Origin of the sequence: Halomonas sp. C22 (assembly GCF_007655045.1) — a bacterium.
GTDB classification, from domain to species: domain Bacteria; phylum Pseudomonadota; class Gammaproteobacteria; order Pseudomonadales; family Halomonadaceae; genus Vreelandella; species Vreelandella hamiltonii.
In genome coordinates, this window is the sequence record NZ_VBVC01000008.1 from 32,933 (window position 1) to 49,038 (window position 16,106).

14 protein-coding genes are annotated in these 16,106 nt (G+C 60.5%); 7 read left to right on the forward strand and 7 right to left on the reverse strand.

Features of this window, described 5'->3' with window-relative positions; genetic code table 11:
• Positions 1-7: 7 nt before the first annotated feature.
• Genes waaA through FEU76_RS14470 form a run of 3 tightly spaced genes read right to left on the reverse strand, consistent with a single transcriptional unit; the run spans position 8 to position 3,823 of the window.
• Positions 8-1,306: a lipid IV(A) 3-deoxy-D-manno-octulosonic acid transferase gene (waaA, locus tag FEU76_RS14460; protein WP_096921730.1), complete on the reverse strand. Its 1,299-nt coding sequence runs from the start codon at positions 1,304-1,306 to the stop codon at positions 8-10.
• On the reverse strand, positions 1,306-2,736 hold the full coding sequence (gene hldE, locus FEU76_RS14465) for a bifunctional D-glycero-beta-D-manno-heptose-7-phosphate kinase/D-glycero-beta-D-manno-heptose 1-phosphate adenylyltransferase HldE (RefSeq protein ID WP_081193783.1): 1,431 nt from the start codon (positions 2,734-2,736) through the stop codon (positions 1,306-1,308). The genes waaA and hldE overlap by 1 nt, the downstream gene beginning before the upstream one ends.
• On the reverse strand, positions 2,726-3,823 hold the full coding sequence (locus FEU76_RS14470; RefSeq protein WP_096921731.1) for a glycosyltransferase family 9 protein: 1,098 nt from the start codon (positions 3,821-3,823) through the stop codon (positions 2,726-2,728). Before FEU76_RS14470 ends, hldE begins: the two co-directional genes overlap by 11 nt.
• Between FEU76_RS14470 and FEU76_RS14475 the strand changes: the two genes are divergently transcribed.
• Positions 3,822-4,565 carry a 3-deoxy-D-manno-octulosonic acid kinase gene (locus FEU76_RS14475; protein ID WP_096921732.1) on the forward strand — a complete coding sequence of 248 codons (744 nt, stop codon included), beginning with the start codon at positions 3,822-3,824 and terminating at the stop codon, positions 4,563-4,565. The genes FEU76_RS14470 and FEU76_RS14475 overlap by 2 nt on opposite strands.
• Here FEU76_RS14475 and FEU76_RS14480 read toward each other — a convergent pair.
• The gene (locus tag FEU76_RS14480; RefSeq protein ID WP_096921733.1) at positions 4,547-5,665 is read right to left on the reverse strand and encodes a glycosyltransferase family 4 protein; all 1,119 of its coding nucleotides are present in this window, start codon (positions 5,663-5,665) and stop codon (positions 4,547-4,549) included. The two genes, FEU76_RS14475 and FEU76_RS14480, sit on opposite strands and share 19 nt — an antisense overlap.
• Positions 5,666-5,749: 84 nt before the next feature.
• Here FEU76_RS14480 and FEU76_RS14485 point away from each other — a divergent pair, with 84 nt between their 5' ends.
• A complete protein-coding gene (locus tag FEU76_RS14485; RefSeq protein ID WP_096921734.1) occupies positions 5,750-6,793 on the forward strand; it encodes a glycosyltransferase family 9 protein in 1,044 nt (347 codons plus the stop codon).
• Here the strand turns inward: FEU76_RS14485 and FEU76_RS14490 are convergent.
• Positions 6,755-7,516, reverse strand: a complete 762-nt coding sequence (locus FEU76_RS14490) for a glycosyltransferase family 2 protein (RefSeq protein WP_096921735.1) — start codon at positions 7,514-7,516, stop codon at positions 6,755-6,757. The genes FEU76_RS14485 and FEU76_RS14490 overlap by 39 nt on opposite strands.
• A 167-nt stretch (positions 7,517-7,683) precedes the next feature.
• On the opposite strand from FEU76_RS14490, the gene FEU76_RS14495 reads away from it, so the two are divergent.
• The gene (locus tag FEU76_RS14495; protein WP_039179128.1) at positions 7,684-9,336 is read left to right on the forward strand and encodes a sulfatase-like hydrolase/transferase; all 1,653 of its coding nucleotides are present in this window, start codon (positions 7,684-7,686) and stop codon (positions 9,334-9,336) included.
• Between the two features lie 19 nt (positions 9,337-9,355).
• Here the strand turns inward: FEU76_RS14495 and waaF are convergent, their stop codons facing one another.
• Both waaF and rfaD read right to left on the reverse strand, forming a co-directional pair.
• Positions 9,356-10,375 (reverse strand): lipopolysaccharide heptosyltransferase II, encoded by a 1,020-nt coding sequence (waaF, locus tag FEU76_RS14500; protein WP_039179124.1) that lies wholly within the window; start codon positions 10,373-10,375, stop codon positions 9,356-9,358.
• The gene (gene rfaD / locus FEU76_RS14505) at positions 10,368-11,324 is read right to left on the reverse strand and encodes an ADP-glyceromanno-heptose 6-epimerase (RefSeq protein ID WP_016915616.1); all 957 of its coding nucleotides are present in this window, start codon (positions 11,322-11,324) and stop codon (positions 10,368-10,370) included. Before rfaD ends, waaF begins: the two co-directional genes overlap by 8 nt.
• A 109-nt stretch (positions 11,325-11,433) precedes the next feature.
• On the opposite strand from rfaD, the gene glyQ reads away from it, so the two are divergent.
• The 4 genes from glyQ to gmhB all read left to right on the forward strand — a co-directional run bounded on the left by glyQ (position 11,434) and on the right by gmhB (position 16,037).
• Complete coding sequence (gene glyQ / locus FEU76_RS14510) at positions 11,434-12,393, forward strand: glycine--tRNA ligase subunit alpha (RefSeq protein WP_026001915.1); 960 nt, start codon at positions 11,434-11,436, stop codon at positions 12,391-12,393.
• Entirely contained in the window at positions 12,393-14,459 is a 2,067-nt protein-coding gene (glyS, locus tag FEU76_RS14515) for a glycine--tRNA ligase subunit beta (protein ID WP_039179121.1), read from the forward strand. The genes glyQ and glyS overlap by 1 nt, the downstream gene beginning before the upstream one ends.
• Positions 14,460-14,638: 179 nt before the next feature.
• Positions 14,639-15,436, forward strand: coding sequence for a hypothetical protein (locus tag FEU76_RS14520; protein ID WP_039179119.1), 798 nt, complete (start codon positions 14,639-14,641; stop codon positions 15,434-15,436).
• Between the two features lie 7 nt (positions 15,437-15,443).
• Positions 15,444-16,037: a D-glycero-beta-D-manno-heptose 1,7-bisphosphate 7-phosphatase gene (gmhB, locus tag FEU76_RS14525; RefSeq protein ID WP_039179117.1), complete on the forward strand. Its 594-nt coding sequence runs from the start codon at positions 15,444-15,446 to the stop codon at positions 16,035-16,037.
• Positions 16,038-16,106 lie beyond the last annotated feature (69 nt).

The window sequence follows — 16,106 nt, forward strand, 5'->3', positions numbered from 1 at the left end:
CCCACTATCAGGAAGGCCTCGGGATCAGCTGCTCAATGCCCGTCAAGGTACGTGCGAGCGCCCCGCGCTGGGCTTGAATGACCGCCTTGCCCGCTTGGCCCGCCTGTTGGGCACGGGCCGGGTGGGCAAAGGCATCTACCAGCGCACTGGCGAGCGCATCGTGGGAAGCTACCACCGTCAGTGCCTTGGCCGCCAAGAGCGGCTCGGCAACATCGCTGAAGTTCTCCAGCGATGGACCACACAGCACGGGCTTACCCAGCGCAGCAGGTTCCAACACGTTGTGTCCGCCCAGTGGCACCAGACTCCCCCCCACATAGGCGACGCTGCCCGCAGCGTACAGCGTCGCCAGCTCGCCCAGCGTATCCCCCAGGTAGACCTGGGTGGCGGGCGTGACGGGCTGTTGCTGGCTTCGACGACTCACCTTGAACCCTTCGCGCTCACATTGGGCCGCCACTTCATCAAACCGCTGTGGATGCCTGGGCACCAGCACTAACAGCGCCGCGGGGAAGCGCGTGAGCAATTGACGATGGGCAGCCAGCAGCAGCGCTTCTTCCCCGTCTCGGGTAGAGCCCGCGACCCACACTGGACGCTGACCCCACACATTAAGTAAGTACTCACTCTCTTCCAATAGCCTTTCAGGAAAGGCTTGTTCGAACTTCAGTGACCCCACCACGGTGGTGGATTCAGCCGCACAGCCCAGCGCGTGAAAACGCTCGGCGTCCTCTGGCGACTTGGCAGCCAGCCACGTCACGTTGGCCAAGGCCCCCTGCATCAGCGGGCGCAAACGCTGGTAGCGGCCAAACGCGCGGGGCGATAGTCGGCCGTTCACTACGGCAACGGGCACCGCCTGCCGATGGCAGGCGTGAAGCAGGTTCGGCCACAGCTCGGTTTCAAACAGGATGGCAAGGTCCGGCTGTACGCGAGCCACAAAACGCCTGGCCGCGCCGGGAAAATCCAACGGCAAAAAACGGTGGGCAAGGCGCGTCTGGTCGGCAGTCTCCTGTTCTGCTACCAACGCCTGTGCCTGTCTGGCGCCGGTAGCCGTCATGGTGGTCAGCAGCAGGCTGTGGTGAGGAAAGCGCGCCAGCAGCCCTTCGATCAGCGGGCGTGCGGCGCGCACTTCCCCCACGGAAGCACAGTGCAGCCAAAGGCGCGGCGCGGGCGGGAGTGGTGCAAGGCGCAGTCCCAGCCGCTGGAGTCGTGAGCAAGTGGGGACTTGCTCACGCCAGATGCGCCAGCCAATCAAGGGCGCCAGCCCATACAGCACAGCCGAATAGGCCAGCCGTGGCCAGCGGGGGGCGGTCATCAACTTTCGCGATCCAGAATCGAGCTGATCATTGCCGTGGTGGAAACACCATCCTCGAAGCCCAGCACCTTGACTTCGCCCCCGTTGGCAATCACGGCGCTGCCGCCAGCAATGTCTTCGGGGCGGTAGTCGCCGCCTTTGACCAGAATATCCGGCAATACTTGCTCGATCAGGGCGGCAGGCGTGTCGTCACTGAACGGCACCACCCAATCCACCGCGCCGAGCCCCGCCAGCACCTGCATCCGTCGGTTCAACGGGTTGATGGGGCGCTTCGGCCCTTTCAACCGGCCAATGGACGCATCGTCGTTCACCGCCACGACCAGCCGGTCACCCAGGCGCTTGGCCTGTTCCAGGTAGGCCACATGGCCTGCGTGGAGAATATCGAAGCAGCCATTGGTCATCACCACCCGCTCACCGCGCAGCTGCGCAGCGCGAACGGCATCGATCAGAGGCGCTGGCTCGATCACGCCGAACTCGGCCAGCTTGTCGCCATGCAGCGCGGTGTAAAGCTCGGCAATGGAGAGCGTGGCGGTACCCGGCTTGGCCACCACCAGGCCCGCGCCCAGATTGGCCAGCATCATGGCTTCCGGCAGCGCATGGTTAGCGGCCAGGGCCAGGCCCATCAGGCCAATCACGGTATCGCCAGCCCCCGTGACATCGAACACTTCCTGGGCACGGGTGGGCAGGTGCAGCGGTGCATGGCCTTCACGGATCAGCGTCATGCCCTTCTCGCTGCGGGTAATCAGCAGCGCTTCCAGTGCCAGCTCGGCACGCAGCGCTTCGCCACGCTCGGCCAGGATAGCGTCGGTGGCGCAGGGGCCCGCCACGGCCTCGAACTCGGCCAGGTTAGGAGTGATCAGGCTGGCTCCCCGGTACTTGGTGAAATCCTGACCCTTGGGGTCGATCAGTACCCGCTTGCCGTGCTGGCGAGCCATCTCGATCAGCCGCTCGACCTGATTCAACGTGCCCTTGCCGTAATCCGACAGGATCACCACGTCGCATTCGGGCAGCGCCTGTTCCACTTGTGCCAGCAGGGCGCTGGTGTCCACGCTATCGAGGCGCTGCTCGAAATCCAGGCGCAGCAGCTGCTGGTTACGGCTCATTACACGCAGCTTGGTAATCGTTGGGACATCAGGGCTGCGCTGGAAGTAAGTGCTTACATTGGCTGCCGCCAGGCGCTTGGTGAGCAGCTCGGCATTGTCATCCTCTCCCACCAGGCCCGCCAGCGCGGCGTGCCCACCCAATGACGCCACGTTGAGCGCCACATTGGCCGCGCCGCCGGGGCGGTCATCGGCATCTTCCACGCGTACCACGGGCACCGGCGCTTCCGGTGAGATACGCGAGGTGCCGCCATGCCAGTAGCGGTCGAGCATGACATCCCCGACCACCAGTACGCGGGCATGTTCCAGGGCGGTTAGATCAACTTTCATCCGAGAGTCCTGTTGTGGTGTGCGCTGCGCTATGCGCCAGCAGCGCGTCTAACTTGGCAATGACGTCGTCCGCCTTGATCAGGTCCATGGCATCGGCATGCCGCACCCGCTGCCCCCAGCTCACTTCGTCCACCGATTTATGCAGATAGGTGCGTACCGCATCGGGATACGCATTGACGGCAAAATCGCGCCACAGATAGGGCGCAGCCCGCTGGGGGTTGGTGGTGGCATAGAGGCCAAGCGTCGGCGTGCCCATGGCGTTGCCCATATGCGCAGGACCCGTATCCGGGGCAATCACCGCGCGAGCGTTATCGATCAGCGCCAGCACGCCCTTCAGCGAGGTGCCGCCGATGGCATTGATGACGCTCCCCGGCTGGCAGAGCGCCTCGATATGGTCGCCCATTTCACGCTCCAGGGGGCTGCCGCCCCCCGTGAGCACGCTCTTGAGACCATGCTGTACCCAGGCATGTTCAATCACGCTGGCATACCCTTCCACGGACCAGTTGCGAAAATTGCGCAAGCGCGCATTGCTACAGGGGTTGATCACCAAATAAGGCGTGTCGCCACTGATCGCCCGGGCTTCCTCGTAGGCAACGGCAGGCACCGCGAGATTCCACTCCAGACGCTCGTCTTCGACGCCCAGCAGACGCGCAAAATCCATGAACGACTCCAGCACATGGGCGTTCTCGTGGGGGGCTAGCTGGTGCTGAGTGAACCAGTGCTGGGCGTCCTTGGCACGGGCCTTGTCATACCCTACCCGGACGCTGGCTTTGAGACCGAGCGAGAGCACACTGGCACGAATGGCCTGCTGCATATGCAGCAGCACGTCGAAGCGGGTATTGGCCAGCTCACGCCAGATGGCCCGCATGCCGGCAAGCCCGGTCGCTTTGTCGTACACGACGAACTCGACCCCGGAAAGCCCGGCCAGTAAACTGTGCTCCCCCTTGCCGATAATCCAGGTAATGCGCGCATGCGGCCACTGGCGCTGCAACGCTCGCACCGTGGGCACGAGATTGCACACGTCTCCCAACGCGGAGAGGCGCAAAATGGCAATATGGTTTGGTTGAGCAGGCAGAGAGGGCTTCATGCGCTTAGCGGCACTCCAGCAGAAAAATGGGCTGATTTTACATGATGCAGACAGTTTAAGTGACGCCTGCGCATCACACCAACTGTCCTCCCCGACTCACCCACTGAGCACGGCGCTGTTCGAGGCAGATTACTGGCAATCGCGAGGCCTGGTAGTCGGCGAAGCACCCGGCCGTGGCAGCAGCCTGTTCCTGCAAGCATGCGACCATGAGCAGTGGGTGCTGCGCCCTTACCAGCGCGGCGGGCTCATCGCCAAGGTCAACAAGCAGCGCTATGTCTGGCTGGGGGCAGAGCGCACACGAGCGTTTCGTGAAGTGCGCTTGACCGCCTCGCTGTATGAGCAAGGGCTTCCCGTGCCTCGCCCAGTGGCCTGCTGCGTCACTCGGTTCGGTTTGACCTATGAGGCGGCTCTGCTGACCGTACGCATCCCGGGCGCCCGAGCGCTCGCCTCCTTACTGAGCGCCGAAGAGGCAGACGAGGCGCTGTTGATGCGCGTAGGCGCCATGATCAAGCGGTTTCACCAGGCAGGGCTTGATCATGTGGATCTCAACGCCCGCAATATTCTGGTGGATGAGGCAGGCAAGCCCTGGCTCATCGATCTCGACCGCTGCCGACTGCGCCCGCCGGGCAAATGGCAAGCGGGCAACTTGCAGCGGCTGGAACGGTCTGTGGTGAAGTTTGCCCCTAGCCAAGAGAAGCGCCTAATGGCACCGCTTTACGCAGGCTATGCCGACACTGAGTAGATCTCCATTAAGCGCTTCACGTGCTGCTTGTTACTGAAGTGCTCCTCCACGCGCCGCCGCGCGGCACGCCCCATGGCTTGACGTGTGGCCGCATCACGAATGAGCGTGTCCATGGCATCGCGCCAGGCGGGCACGTCAAACGGGCCTACCAACACGCCGGAATCAGCATCCACTAGCTCCGGCAACGACCCGGTATTCGAGCCAATGATCGGCATGCCGCAGGCCATGGATTCGATGATCGTCAGGCCAAACGCTTCGTTTTCCGAAGGAATACACACCACGTCCAGCACGGGCAGAATCTCCGTCAAGTCGCTGCGATGCCCTAGAAAGGTGATTTTATCCGCCAGCGGCGTGCCCGCGATGGTGCGCTGCAGCTCGGCATAGAACGCTTCCACGCCACCTGACGCATAGTCAGTGCCACCGATAGAGAGCGCATAAAAGTGAAGCGTGGGGTCAAGCGCTAGCAGCGCGTTTACCCAGACGTCCTGGCCTTTGCCAGGCGTCACCCGGCCCGGAAGCCCGATGAGCACCGCGTCTGCCGGTACACCCAGCGCTTCGCGCTTAGCCGTAATGGCAGCGGGGTCACGATTGGGCTGGTACTTATCGATATCGACTCCGTGGGGTAAACAAACCACCCGCTCCTGGGGAAGCGGTAAATTGCGAATATTGCGCTGATACGTTGCCTGGCTAATAGATAGCACACGATCAACGCTGCCATAGGCAACACGGTGATAGGGGCTTTTTTTAGGGCGCTGACCGCCAACGTGATCTGTATAAAGTATTCTCAACTTTGGTATCAGCGCTTTTAACAGCGTAGTGAGGCGCAGATCACTCGATTTATGACAGTGAATGACGGAGATGTTTTCCTCCCTCAACCAGCGACGTATCGACAGCAGGTTGACCAGCGCCTGCCCGTTGCTAGCAAAGGCCTTATGCGGCACTCCGTTGCGCTGCATGTAAGTTTCTACCTTGGTGTCTTTCAGGCAGATGCCGATGACGTCCCAGCCTTCCGCCAGCAGGTCTTCTATCACTCGGTCTACGTATAGCTCCATTCCGCCTTTACCATCGGAAAGACACAGTTGCAGTACCTTATTTGCCATCGCTTGCCCCACCTAGCCGCCCACTGTTAAACAATCCTTAAAATCTCTTGTAGTATACAGGCTGCTATTAATGGGGCCTAAATCATGGCGCAGAGACTGCTTGTCGTGCGTAACGACAAAATCGGCGATTTTATGTTGGCGTGGCCAGCCTTGGCGTGTTTGAAACAGGCATCGCCTGCGCCCCACGTTACGGTGCTGGTGCCCGCTTATACGGCCCCGTTAGCCAACGCGTGCCCATGGGTCGATGAGGTCATTATCGACCCCGGTAGCCAGGCCGATAAAGCGGCGCAGCAAGCGCTATTGTTTCACGTGAAACAATCGAAATTCGATGCCCTGCTAACGCTGTTCTCGACGCCGCGTATCGGTTGGCTGGGCATGAGAGCAGGCATTGCGCTGCGCGTTGCCCCCGCGACCAAATGGGCCCAGGTGTTTTATAACGTGCGGGTGCGCCAACGTCGCTCCCAGTCCGCCAAACCCGAGTACCAGTACAACGTCGATCTGGCCTGTGAGCTGCTGGCACGCCTTTCTCTGAAACTCTCTACCCTGCCTTCACCACCCTTCTGGCCGCTGGATGACGCACTGCGCCATGCACAGCGCCAAGCGTTGATAAACGATACGTCAGAGCGCGTGGTGGTAGTTCATCCTGGCAGTGGCGGCTCGGCGGTGAATCTATCGGTAGCGCAGTACGCCGAGTTGATTACTCACGTTCACCAGCAGTGCCAGCACTTGCCACTACGCTGGCTGATCAGCGCTGGCCCCAGTGAGCAGCCTCAGGCACAAGAGTTGAGGGAGCAGCTAGCCAAACAGGGTGTTGAAGCAGACCACTTCCCCGACACCGCAAGTGTCGACGCCTTTGCCTTACAGCTAGGCGGAGCGGACATGCTGATTGCTGGCTCGACCGGCCCGCTGCACATTGCAGGCTGCCTGGACATCGCCACGGCGGGCTTTTATCCGGCCAAGCGCTCAGCCACGCCGCTGCGCTGGCAAACTTGCAACCGGGCGGAAAAGCGCCTGGCGTTTAGCCCGCCTTCAGGCGCTGACACACAGGACATGACTGCCATCGATCTCGACGCGGCAGCCCACCAGATCTCAGCGCTGCTTCTCGGCGGTTTGGGTACGCACCCATAGATCGGCGTACTTGGCGAACGTGGAATGCGCAGAGAGCAGAGCCAGCAGCAGCCCCTGCTTGCCATCCTTGAACCCGGCTTTGAGCACGTACATCTTGAGAAAGCAGGCCAGACCATGGCGAATGCCTTGCCATAGCGTGGCCGTTTTGCCCTGCGCAGCCCGCTGCTCTGCCCAGGCCTGGGCATAGTGGGCGGATTTCTCCAGATAGTGGCGCAGATCGCGGTAGGTGTAGTGAAGCAGGTCGCCGGATAACGGCTTTTCGGCAAGGCCTGCGTCGACGACCAGCTTCTCGTGCACCAACGCGGCGTTATACCCTGCCTGACCTTTCGGGTAGAGACGCAGCACTCGGTCTGGGTACCAGCCCGAGTGGCGAATGAAACGGCCAAAACACCAGGAGAGCCGACTCACGCTGTAGGCAGCAGGCGGCTGCTGAACGGCGGCCTGAATGCTGTCACGCAATTCAGGGGTCACGCGCTCATCGGCGTCGACCATCAAAATCCACTCACTGCTCACTAGGGCTTCTGCTCGCTGGCGCTGAATGCCAAACCCCTGCCAGTCGGCATTCACATGGACCTTGTCCGTGAACGCGCGGGCAATCTCGCAGGTAGCATCCTGGCTGCCCGCATCCAGCACGACGATTTCATCGGCCCAGGTGAGCGTTTCCAGGCATTCACGCAAATGGTGGGCTTCGTTTTTGACGATCAACACAGCAGCAATAGTCACAGTTCACCTATCCCAGCGAATTTATATCAACGAATCTATAACAACGAGATGAGCGATCCATTCGCTCATGCTTCATGACCAGTTTCGTTGCATGCTACCACGACCATGAACGTCGAGATTTGGTAAGCTAACAGGCTCATTCAGCAAGCGACGAAAAGGGACATGGCATGCTCGCTTCCAAGTCACCCCCCCTGACTCCCTGGCTACCGCTGGTCGTGATTGGCGCGAGCCTGGGCTATGCCGTTACTGTCTTGACGCGCTTGCCCTGGTGGACGCTTTTCATCACCGCCACCGTGTGGATGCTGGTAGGCCTCAAGCTGCGCTGGGGTGCTCCCTTGAATGCCCGCTACCGCCCCGTCTGGCCATGGTCGCTGCTACCGCTGAGCCTGTTTGGCATTTACGTCTACCTGGTCGACAGCTTTGGCAGTGTGGACCTGGGCGCGGTATTTTTCCATCTGCAAGCGGGCATGGCCGACCATGGCGGTGGCGGCAAAATGGTCATGGCAGTGGTGTATACGCTGGTCGTGCTCGCCATGCTGATCTCCGTCATCTCTATCGCACGCCACGACCAGCGTTGGCGTCTGACCGAACGCTTTTTTGCCATTGCCTTGTTAGCCGGGAACCCGCTGCTGTATGGGCTGGGGCAACGCAGTGCCGCCATCGTGACCGATGACGGGGCCTGGCTGGATCGGCGCTACGTTCAGCCACCGCTGGAAGACCAGCCCAATGCACCTAACTTGCTGCTCCTCTACCTGGAAAGCCTCGAGCGTACCTATCGTCACGACATATTCGGCAACGCCTACGATGACCTGGATGTGCTGGGTGAGCGTGGCATCGTCTTCGAAGGTGTGCAGCAAATGGACAACACCGGCTGGACCATGGCCGGGATGATCGCCAGCCAGTGCGGCGTTCCCCTGATGCCTGCTGGCCTGTTGCATGACAGCCAGTTCGAACCCCTTTCCCAGGTCGTGCCTGGCGTAGACTGCCTGGGTGACATTCTGGCAGGTCAAGGTTATCGGCTCAGCTATCTGGGTGGCGCCAGCACGCAGTTTGCGGGGAAAGGTCTCTTTTACCGAGGGCATCAGTTCGACACGGTCAAGGGCAAGGAGGATTTCATCACGGACATGGAGGACCCCGAGTATCTCAATAGCTGGGGCCTCTATGACGATACCCTCTACGACTTCACCGTCGACGAAATACGCCGCTTGAACCGTGAAGACGATGGCCCCTGGGCAGTGGTCAACCTGAGCATCGCGGGCCATGCCCCCAGCGGCTTTCCCGCCCAGCGTTGCATTGACCGTCAAGGGGCCTTCGATGGCCAGGACATTCTTTACTCAGTGGAGTGTTCGGCCTGGCTGGCCCGCGATCTGATCGAACGGCTGGAAGCAGAAAACCTGCTGGAGAATACGCTGGTGGTGGTGCTCAGCGACCACCTGACCATGCGCGTGTCGGTATGGGACCAACTGACGGTGCTGGATCGCGACAATACCATGATCATGCTGGGCGACAGGGTGACTCCCCAGCGGATACGCCGCGAAGCCACCATGCTGGATGTGTTTCCCACCATACTGGACGCCATGGGATTACCGCTACACGAAGGCCGAGCAGGCCTTGGCACCTCCCTGCTGGGCCGCCGTACTACCTTGGCGGAAAACCACGGGCTGAATACGCTCAATGCCCGTCTGCGCGAAGAAACAGCGCTTCAGCATCGCCTATGGGAAGGCCTCGCCCCCCAGCGCAGAGAGCCTGAGGAGAGCTCCTCGGCGCAAGTCATGGAGACCCCGGCCGATCAAGCCGAGGAAGTCGAGATCCTGCACTGACAGCGCCTTCGTCAGCCCCTCACGGCAGGTCGGCGCAGATCGACTGATAGACGCGCTCGACGGGCAAATCGTTGAGACAGTTGGTATGCCCCAGCGGGCACACTCGCGCGAAGCATGGCGAGCAGGAGAGCCCCAGGTAGTGAATGGACGCCTGTTCGGTGAGAGGCGGCGTATAGGCAGGAGACGACGAACCATATAGCGCCTGAATACGCACTCCGACCGCTGCCGCCACGTGCATCAGGCCAGAGTCATTAGTGACCACCTGACGGCAGTCGGCCAACAGATCGACGGCGTCGGCCAGCTGGGTTTTCCCGCACAGGTTGTGTGCATGCGACAGCCCCTTCACGATCGCCTGCCCCGCCTCACGGTCTTTTGCTCCCCCCAGCACGCGCACCTCAAAGCCGTCTTTGACCAGTTTTGCCGCCAACTGATGAAAATAGGCCAATGGCCATTGCTTGGCCGGCCCATACTCAGCGCCTGGCATCATGCCGATTGCGGGGCGGGAAGAGAGCGCGTGGCTCAACCGCAGATTCACCAGGTTGTCACGGTCAATGGTGAGCCTGGGCTTGGGAATGGCAAACTGGCCAGTTTGCGCTTCAGAGGCAGGAAGCCCCAGCGAGACAAAGCGCTTGACGGTCTGATCCAGCACCTGTTTATCCAGCTTGCGGCGCTCTTTCAGCAGCCCGTAGCGATGCTCCCCCAGGAACCCTACCCGCTCAGGGATCCGTGCCATGAAAGGCACCAGCGCCGCCTTCCAGGAGCGCGGCAGCACAATGGCGCGGTCAAAGCGGCCCCGCAACCGAGCGGCCAGCTCCCGCCGACTCGCCAGGCCAAATTCACCATGGCCGACCTCCAGTGGCAACACCTCATCGACTTCGGGCATGCGCTCGAGAATCGGCTGCGACCAGGCCGGGGCCACCACGCCCAGCGTGGCCCCTGGGGTGCGCGCCTTCAAGGTCATGAACAGGCTTTGCGCCATGACCATATCGCCGACCCAGGAAGGGCCGACCACCAGCAGTCGCTTGGCAGAGTCAGCCATTCAGCCACTCCAGATAGGCCTTGACCCCCTGAGCCACCGTCTTGAACTCGACATCACATCCCGCTGCACGCAGGTGGCCGATGTCCGCACGGGTATAGCTCTGGTAGCGCCCCTTCAGCTCCTGGGGGAACGGGATATAGTCGATTTCGCCCTGACCATAGAAATCGATCACCGCTTCACCAATCGCCTTGAAAGGTTCGGCACGGCCCGTACCCAGGTTGAAGATGCCCGACGCGCTGGGGTTGTCCAGGAACCAGAGGTTCACGTCGACCACATCGCCAACGTAGACAAAATCGCGACTCTGCATGCCCGCCTCATAGCCGCCGTAGGCACCGAACAGTTTCAGCGTTTCGCCGTTACGGATCTGGAGATGGTTGTGGTACGCCACGCTAGCCATCTTGCCCTTGTGCTGCTCTCGAGGGCCGTAGACGTTGAAATAACGGAAACCTACTACCTGGGTAGTCAGCTCGTTCCAGCGCGAACGCACGTGCTGATCGAACAGCAGTTTGGAGTAGCCATAGACGTTGAGCGGTTTCTCGTGCTCAGGGGCTTCCTTGAACACGTCGCTGCCGCCGTAGGTGGCCGCTGACGAGGCGTACAGAAACGGAATGCCCAGCTTCTCACAGTAGTTGAGCAGCACCTTGGAGTACTCGAAGTTGTTCTCCATCATGTAGTGGCCGTCCCACTCCGTGGTATCCGAGCAGGCACCCTCATGGAAAATCGCATCGATGGTCGGCAGGTCCACCGTTTCACCGCGCAGCGCGGCTTTCACCCGGGCAATGAAATCATCCTTGTCCAGGTAGTCGGCGAGCGTGCAGTCCGCCAGGTTGACGAATTTGGTGCCATCGCGCAGGTCGTCGACCACCATCACATCGTCACGGCCACGAGCATTTAGCGCTTTGACAATATTGGCGCCGATAAACCCGGCGCCGCCTGTTACCACGATCATCTCGTTCTCCTTATCAAAAGCGGCTGTTTTGCTAACGTGCCTATAACCCATCTGCCTGTAATTGTATACTTGACGGCTTATGAATTCATGGCCAACGGTGCTTTCCGCGATGAGTGTCTCGACAAACCAATCGACACCCGATGTGTCGACCTTTCAAGGCTTGATCCTTGCTCTGCAACAGTACTGGGCAGAACAGGGCTGTGTGATTCTCCAGCCCCTCGATATGGAAGTCGGCGCGGGCACCTTCCACCCCGCCACCTTCCTGCGGGCGATTGGCCCCGAAACCTGGAACGCTGCCTATGTGCAGCCTTCCCGCCGCCCCACCGACGGCCGCTACGGCGAAAATCCCAATCGCCTGCAGCACTACTACCAGTTTCAGGTGGTAATGAAGCCCTCCCCCAGCAATCTGCAGGACCTGTACCTGGGATCACTGAAGCGCCTGGGCCTCGACCCGCTGGTTCACGACGTTCGCTTCGTGGAAGACAACTGGGAATCCCCCACGCTCGGGGCCTGGGGCCTGGGCTGGGAAGTATGGCTAAACGGCATGGAAGTCACCCAGTTCACCTACTTCCAGCAGGCGGGCGGCATCGAGTGCTACCCCGTCACCGGCGAGCTGACCTACGGCCTCGAGCGTATCGCCATGTACCTGCAAAACGTCGATAGCGTTTACGATCTGGTCTGGGCCATTGCGCCGGACGGCAGCAAGGTCAGCTACGGCGATGTTTACCTGCAAAACGAGCGGGAGCAGTCAGCCTACAACTTCGAGCACGCCGACGTCGACCAGCTCTTTGCTGCCTTCGACCATCAGGAAAAAGAGTGCAGCAAACTGCTGGCCGCCAGCCTGCCGCTACCCGCCTACGAGCAAGTGCTCAAGGCGTCGCACACTTTCAACCTGCTGGATGCGCGCCACGCCATCTCGGTCACCGAACGTCAACGCTTCATCCTGCGTGTGCGCACCATGGCCCGTGACGTGGCGACCGCCTACTTCGAATCACGCAAAGCAGCAGGGTTCCCCATGGCGCCCGAGGCCCTGCGCCGCGAACTGCTAGCCGACCAAGGAGACGCATGATGGCCGTTGATACGCTTTTACTGGAACTGGGTGCCGAGGAGCTGCCGCCTACCGCCCTGGACGCGCTCTCTGATGCGTTTGCTGCGGGTATTGAAAAAGGTCTGCAGGAAGCAGAGGTTCCGTTTCAGTCCGTCACTGCCTATGCAACACCGCGTCGTTTGGCCGTCCAGGTATCGGGATTGGCCGACAAGCAGCCGGATCGTGAAGTGGAGCGCCGTGGTCCCGCGCTGGCCGCCGCATTCAAGGATGGCGTGCCCACCAAGGCCGCCGAAGGCTTTGCGCGCTCCTGTGGCGTCAGCGTGGATGAGCTGATTCACCTGGAAACCGACAAAGGCACCTGGCTGGGCTTCCAGGAGCAGCAGCAAGGCGAGAGTGTCCAAGCACTACTGCCAGAGATGATTCGCAAGACGCTTCAGTCGCTGCCGGTGCCCAAGAACATGCGCTGGGGCGCGTCTCGTGTGGAGTTCTCCCGCCCGGTACACTGGTTGGTCGCCCTTTATGGCAAGGAAGTGATTGCCGCAGAAGCACTAGGCCTGCAGGCCAGCCGCACCACCTACGGTCATCGCTTCCACGCCCCGGATGCGATCCAGCTCGAACACGCCGACGATTATCTGGCAGTACTGGAAAACGCCTACGTGCTGGCCGACCGTCAGCAGCGCCGCGAGCGTATTCGTGAGCAGGTGCTGGCCGAGGCAGAAGTTCAGGAAGCCAATGCGGTCATCGATGAAGACCTGCTGGTCGAGGTCAGCGGTTTGGTCGAGTGGCCCGTGGCATTGACCGGCAGCTTCGATGAGCGCTTTTTGGACGTGCCCGCCGAGTGCCTGATCTCCTCCATGAAGGCCAACCAGAAATACTTCCACTTGCTGGATGACCACGGCAAGCTCAAGCCGCTGTTCATTACCATTTCCAACATCGAAAGCCAGGACCCTGACCAGGTCATTGCCGGCAATGAGAAGGTCATCCGACCTCGCCTCGCGGATGCTGCGTTCTTCTACGATACCGACCGCAAAAAAACGCTGGCATCGCGCATTCCTCAGCTGGAAAGCGTCGTGTTTCAGCAGCAGCTCGGCACGCTGGCAGACAAGGCACGCCGCAGCACGGCCATTGCTACCTTCATCGCCGAGCGCATCCAGGGTGATGTTGCCCACGCTCAGCGTGCCGTGGCACTGGCCAAATGCGACCTGGTCACTGAGATGGTACTCGAGTTCCCCGAGCTGCAAGGCATCATGGGCCGCTACTACGCCGAGCAGGATGGCGAGCCTGCCGAAGTAGCCCAGGCACTGGAAGAACAGTACCTTCCGCGCTTTGCCAGCGACGCCATCCCCGCCAGTCTGACTGGCCAAGCACTGGCCCTGGCAGACCGCCTTGATACGCTGGTGGGCATCTTCGGCATCGGCCAGCGCCCCACGGGCGCCAAGGACCCCTTTGCCCTGCGCCGCGCGTCCATTGGTGTGCTGAATATCCTGGTAAAAGGCGAGCTGAACCTCGACTTGCGTGAACTGCTGCAGGTCGCCGTTGACCAGCACCAGCAACTGCCCAAAGCCGAAGGACTGGTAGAGGAAGTGCTGACCTACATGCTCGACCGCTTCCGCGCTTGGGGGCAGGACGAAGGCATTACCGCCGAGATGTACCTGGCCGTGCGTGCTCGTCCCGTCAGCAAGCCGCTGGATTTTGCGCGTCGGTTACGTGCCGTCAAAGCCTTTGCCCAGCGTGAGGAAGCCACCGCTCTGGCGGCTGCCAACAAGCGTGTCTCCAATATCCTGAGCAAGCAGGCGCACGATGGCAGCACGCAAGTCGATACCTCTCTGCTTCAAGAGAGCGCCGAGCAGACACTGGCGGAGGCCGTCATCCACTGCCAGCAGCAGGTAGCTCCGCTATTTGCCGCCGGTGAGTACCAGCAGGCCCTGGACACCTTGGCAACGCTGCGTGAGCCGGTCGATACGTTCTTCGATCAGGTCATGGTCATGGCCGATGACGAGGCCGTGCGTCGCAATCGCCTTGCTCTGCTCGCCAGCCTGCAGGCGCTTTTCCTGGAAGTCGCGGATATTTCTCAGCTACCCCAGTAAGCGCCTCACGTCAGAAACGCTTGCAGCCCGGCCCAGGTGGCCGGGCTTTTTATTTCTTCGTGCTTGACGAAGCTTTTGTTTCACGTGAAACATCAAGGTAAAATTAATGAAACATTTCAATTGCCGCTGCGTCTGACATACCTGGCGGCTATGCACTCACGTCGCCAAGGGAGTTGGCCATGTACGATATGTTTCTTTTCGACACCTTGCCTCAGCAGCAGTCCAACATGGCGTCTTACCAGATGGCAGGACGCAAGGTCTGGCTGAAAAAAGCCGCCAAACGTAACTCACGGCTGGCTTACCTGCCACTGACCTTGATGGCGCGGTGGCTGAACATCGAAGCGCTCAAGCCGGTGCCCAATCTGGGCGGCCAAGAGAGCGTGGCGCTGGAAGCCAGTCGTATCAAAGCATTGTCTGCCGCTGGTATCGCCGTACCGACCATTCTGGCAGAAACCCCTGACGCCCTATTGCTGGCCGATGCAGGCAGCGCGGAGGAACCCGCAGCCACGCTGCTGGAGAAATTGACCCAGGCGCAAACACCAGATGAAATCGACCAACTGTTAAACCTTGGGATTTCAGCGCTCAATGATGTTCATGAACGCAGCTGCTATCTTAGCGAGGCCTTTGCACGCAACATCCTGGTCAACAAAGATGGAGTCGTTTTCATCGATTTCGAAACGGACCCAGGCCAGGTACATGAACTCACCGACTGCATGGTGCGCGATTGGCACTGTTTCATCTTTTCTCTCTATGGCAAGCTGAGCAAACGACCTCTTCATCGTGAACGCCTGACCGCAGCCCTGATGGACGGCCTGCAGGCCACCCGCGACGATGTACGCGAACGCTTTCTGGCGACCTTGCCGCGCCTGCAACGCCTCCAGAAAATTCCTTTCCAGCGCTTTGGCAGCGATGGCAAAAAGATTGCCCATACCCTGCACGCCTTGGCGCTACTGAATCAGCACCTACGCAGCAAATAGGACTTTCATGCCCTCGACGACTTCTCTGATGCCAGAACGGCTCGTGATACTTGACCGAGATGGCGTCATCAATCATGACTCGGATGACTACATCAAGTCCCTGGCGGAGTGGGTGCCCTACCCTGCTTCCATCACGGCCATCGCGCGGCTTTCACAGGCTGGTTTTACGGTAGCCGTGGCCACCAACCAATCAGGTATTGCACGGGGCTATTACGATGAAGCCACCCTGGCAGCCATGCATCATAGAATGAGCAGCCTGGTAGAAGCCGAAGGTGGCCATATTGCGCACATCGCATATTGCCCCCATGGCCCGCAAGATGACTGCCCCTGCCGAAAACCGTTGCCCGGCCTACTGACGCAAATACAGCAGGCACTTGGCCTGGATCACCTGGAGGGCAGCTGGATGGTAGGTGACAGCCTGCGAGATCTGCAGGCCGGAGAGGCGGCAGGTTGCCAAAGCGTGCTGGTAAAGACAGGCAAAGGTGCGAGAACGCTAGCCAAAGGTGTGGGCTTGGAGAACACTCTGGTCGTCAGTGACCTTGCCGAATTCGTTGAACAGTTGTTAGCCGGAACACTAGATTCGCGCGAGCGAAATCGCTAAACGGTTGTAAAGCGCCAAGCCTGATCACGCGGGACAGTTCTTCACATAAATTCCCATAAAAAAGCCGCA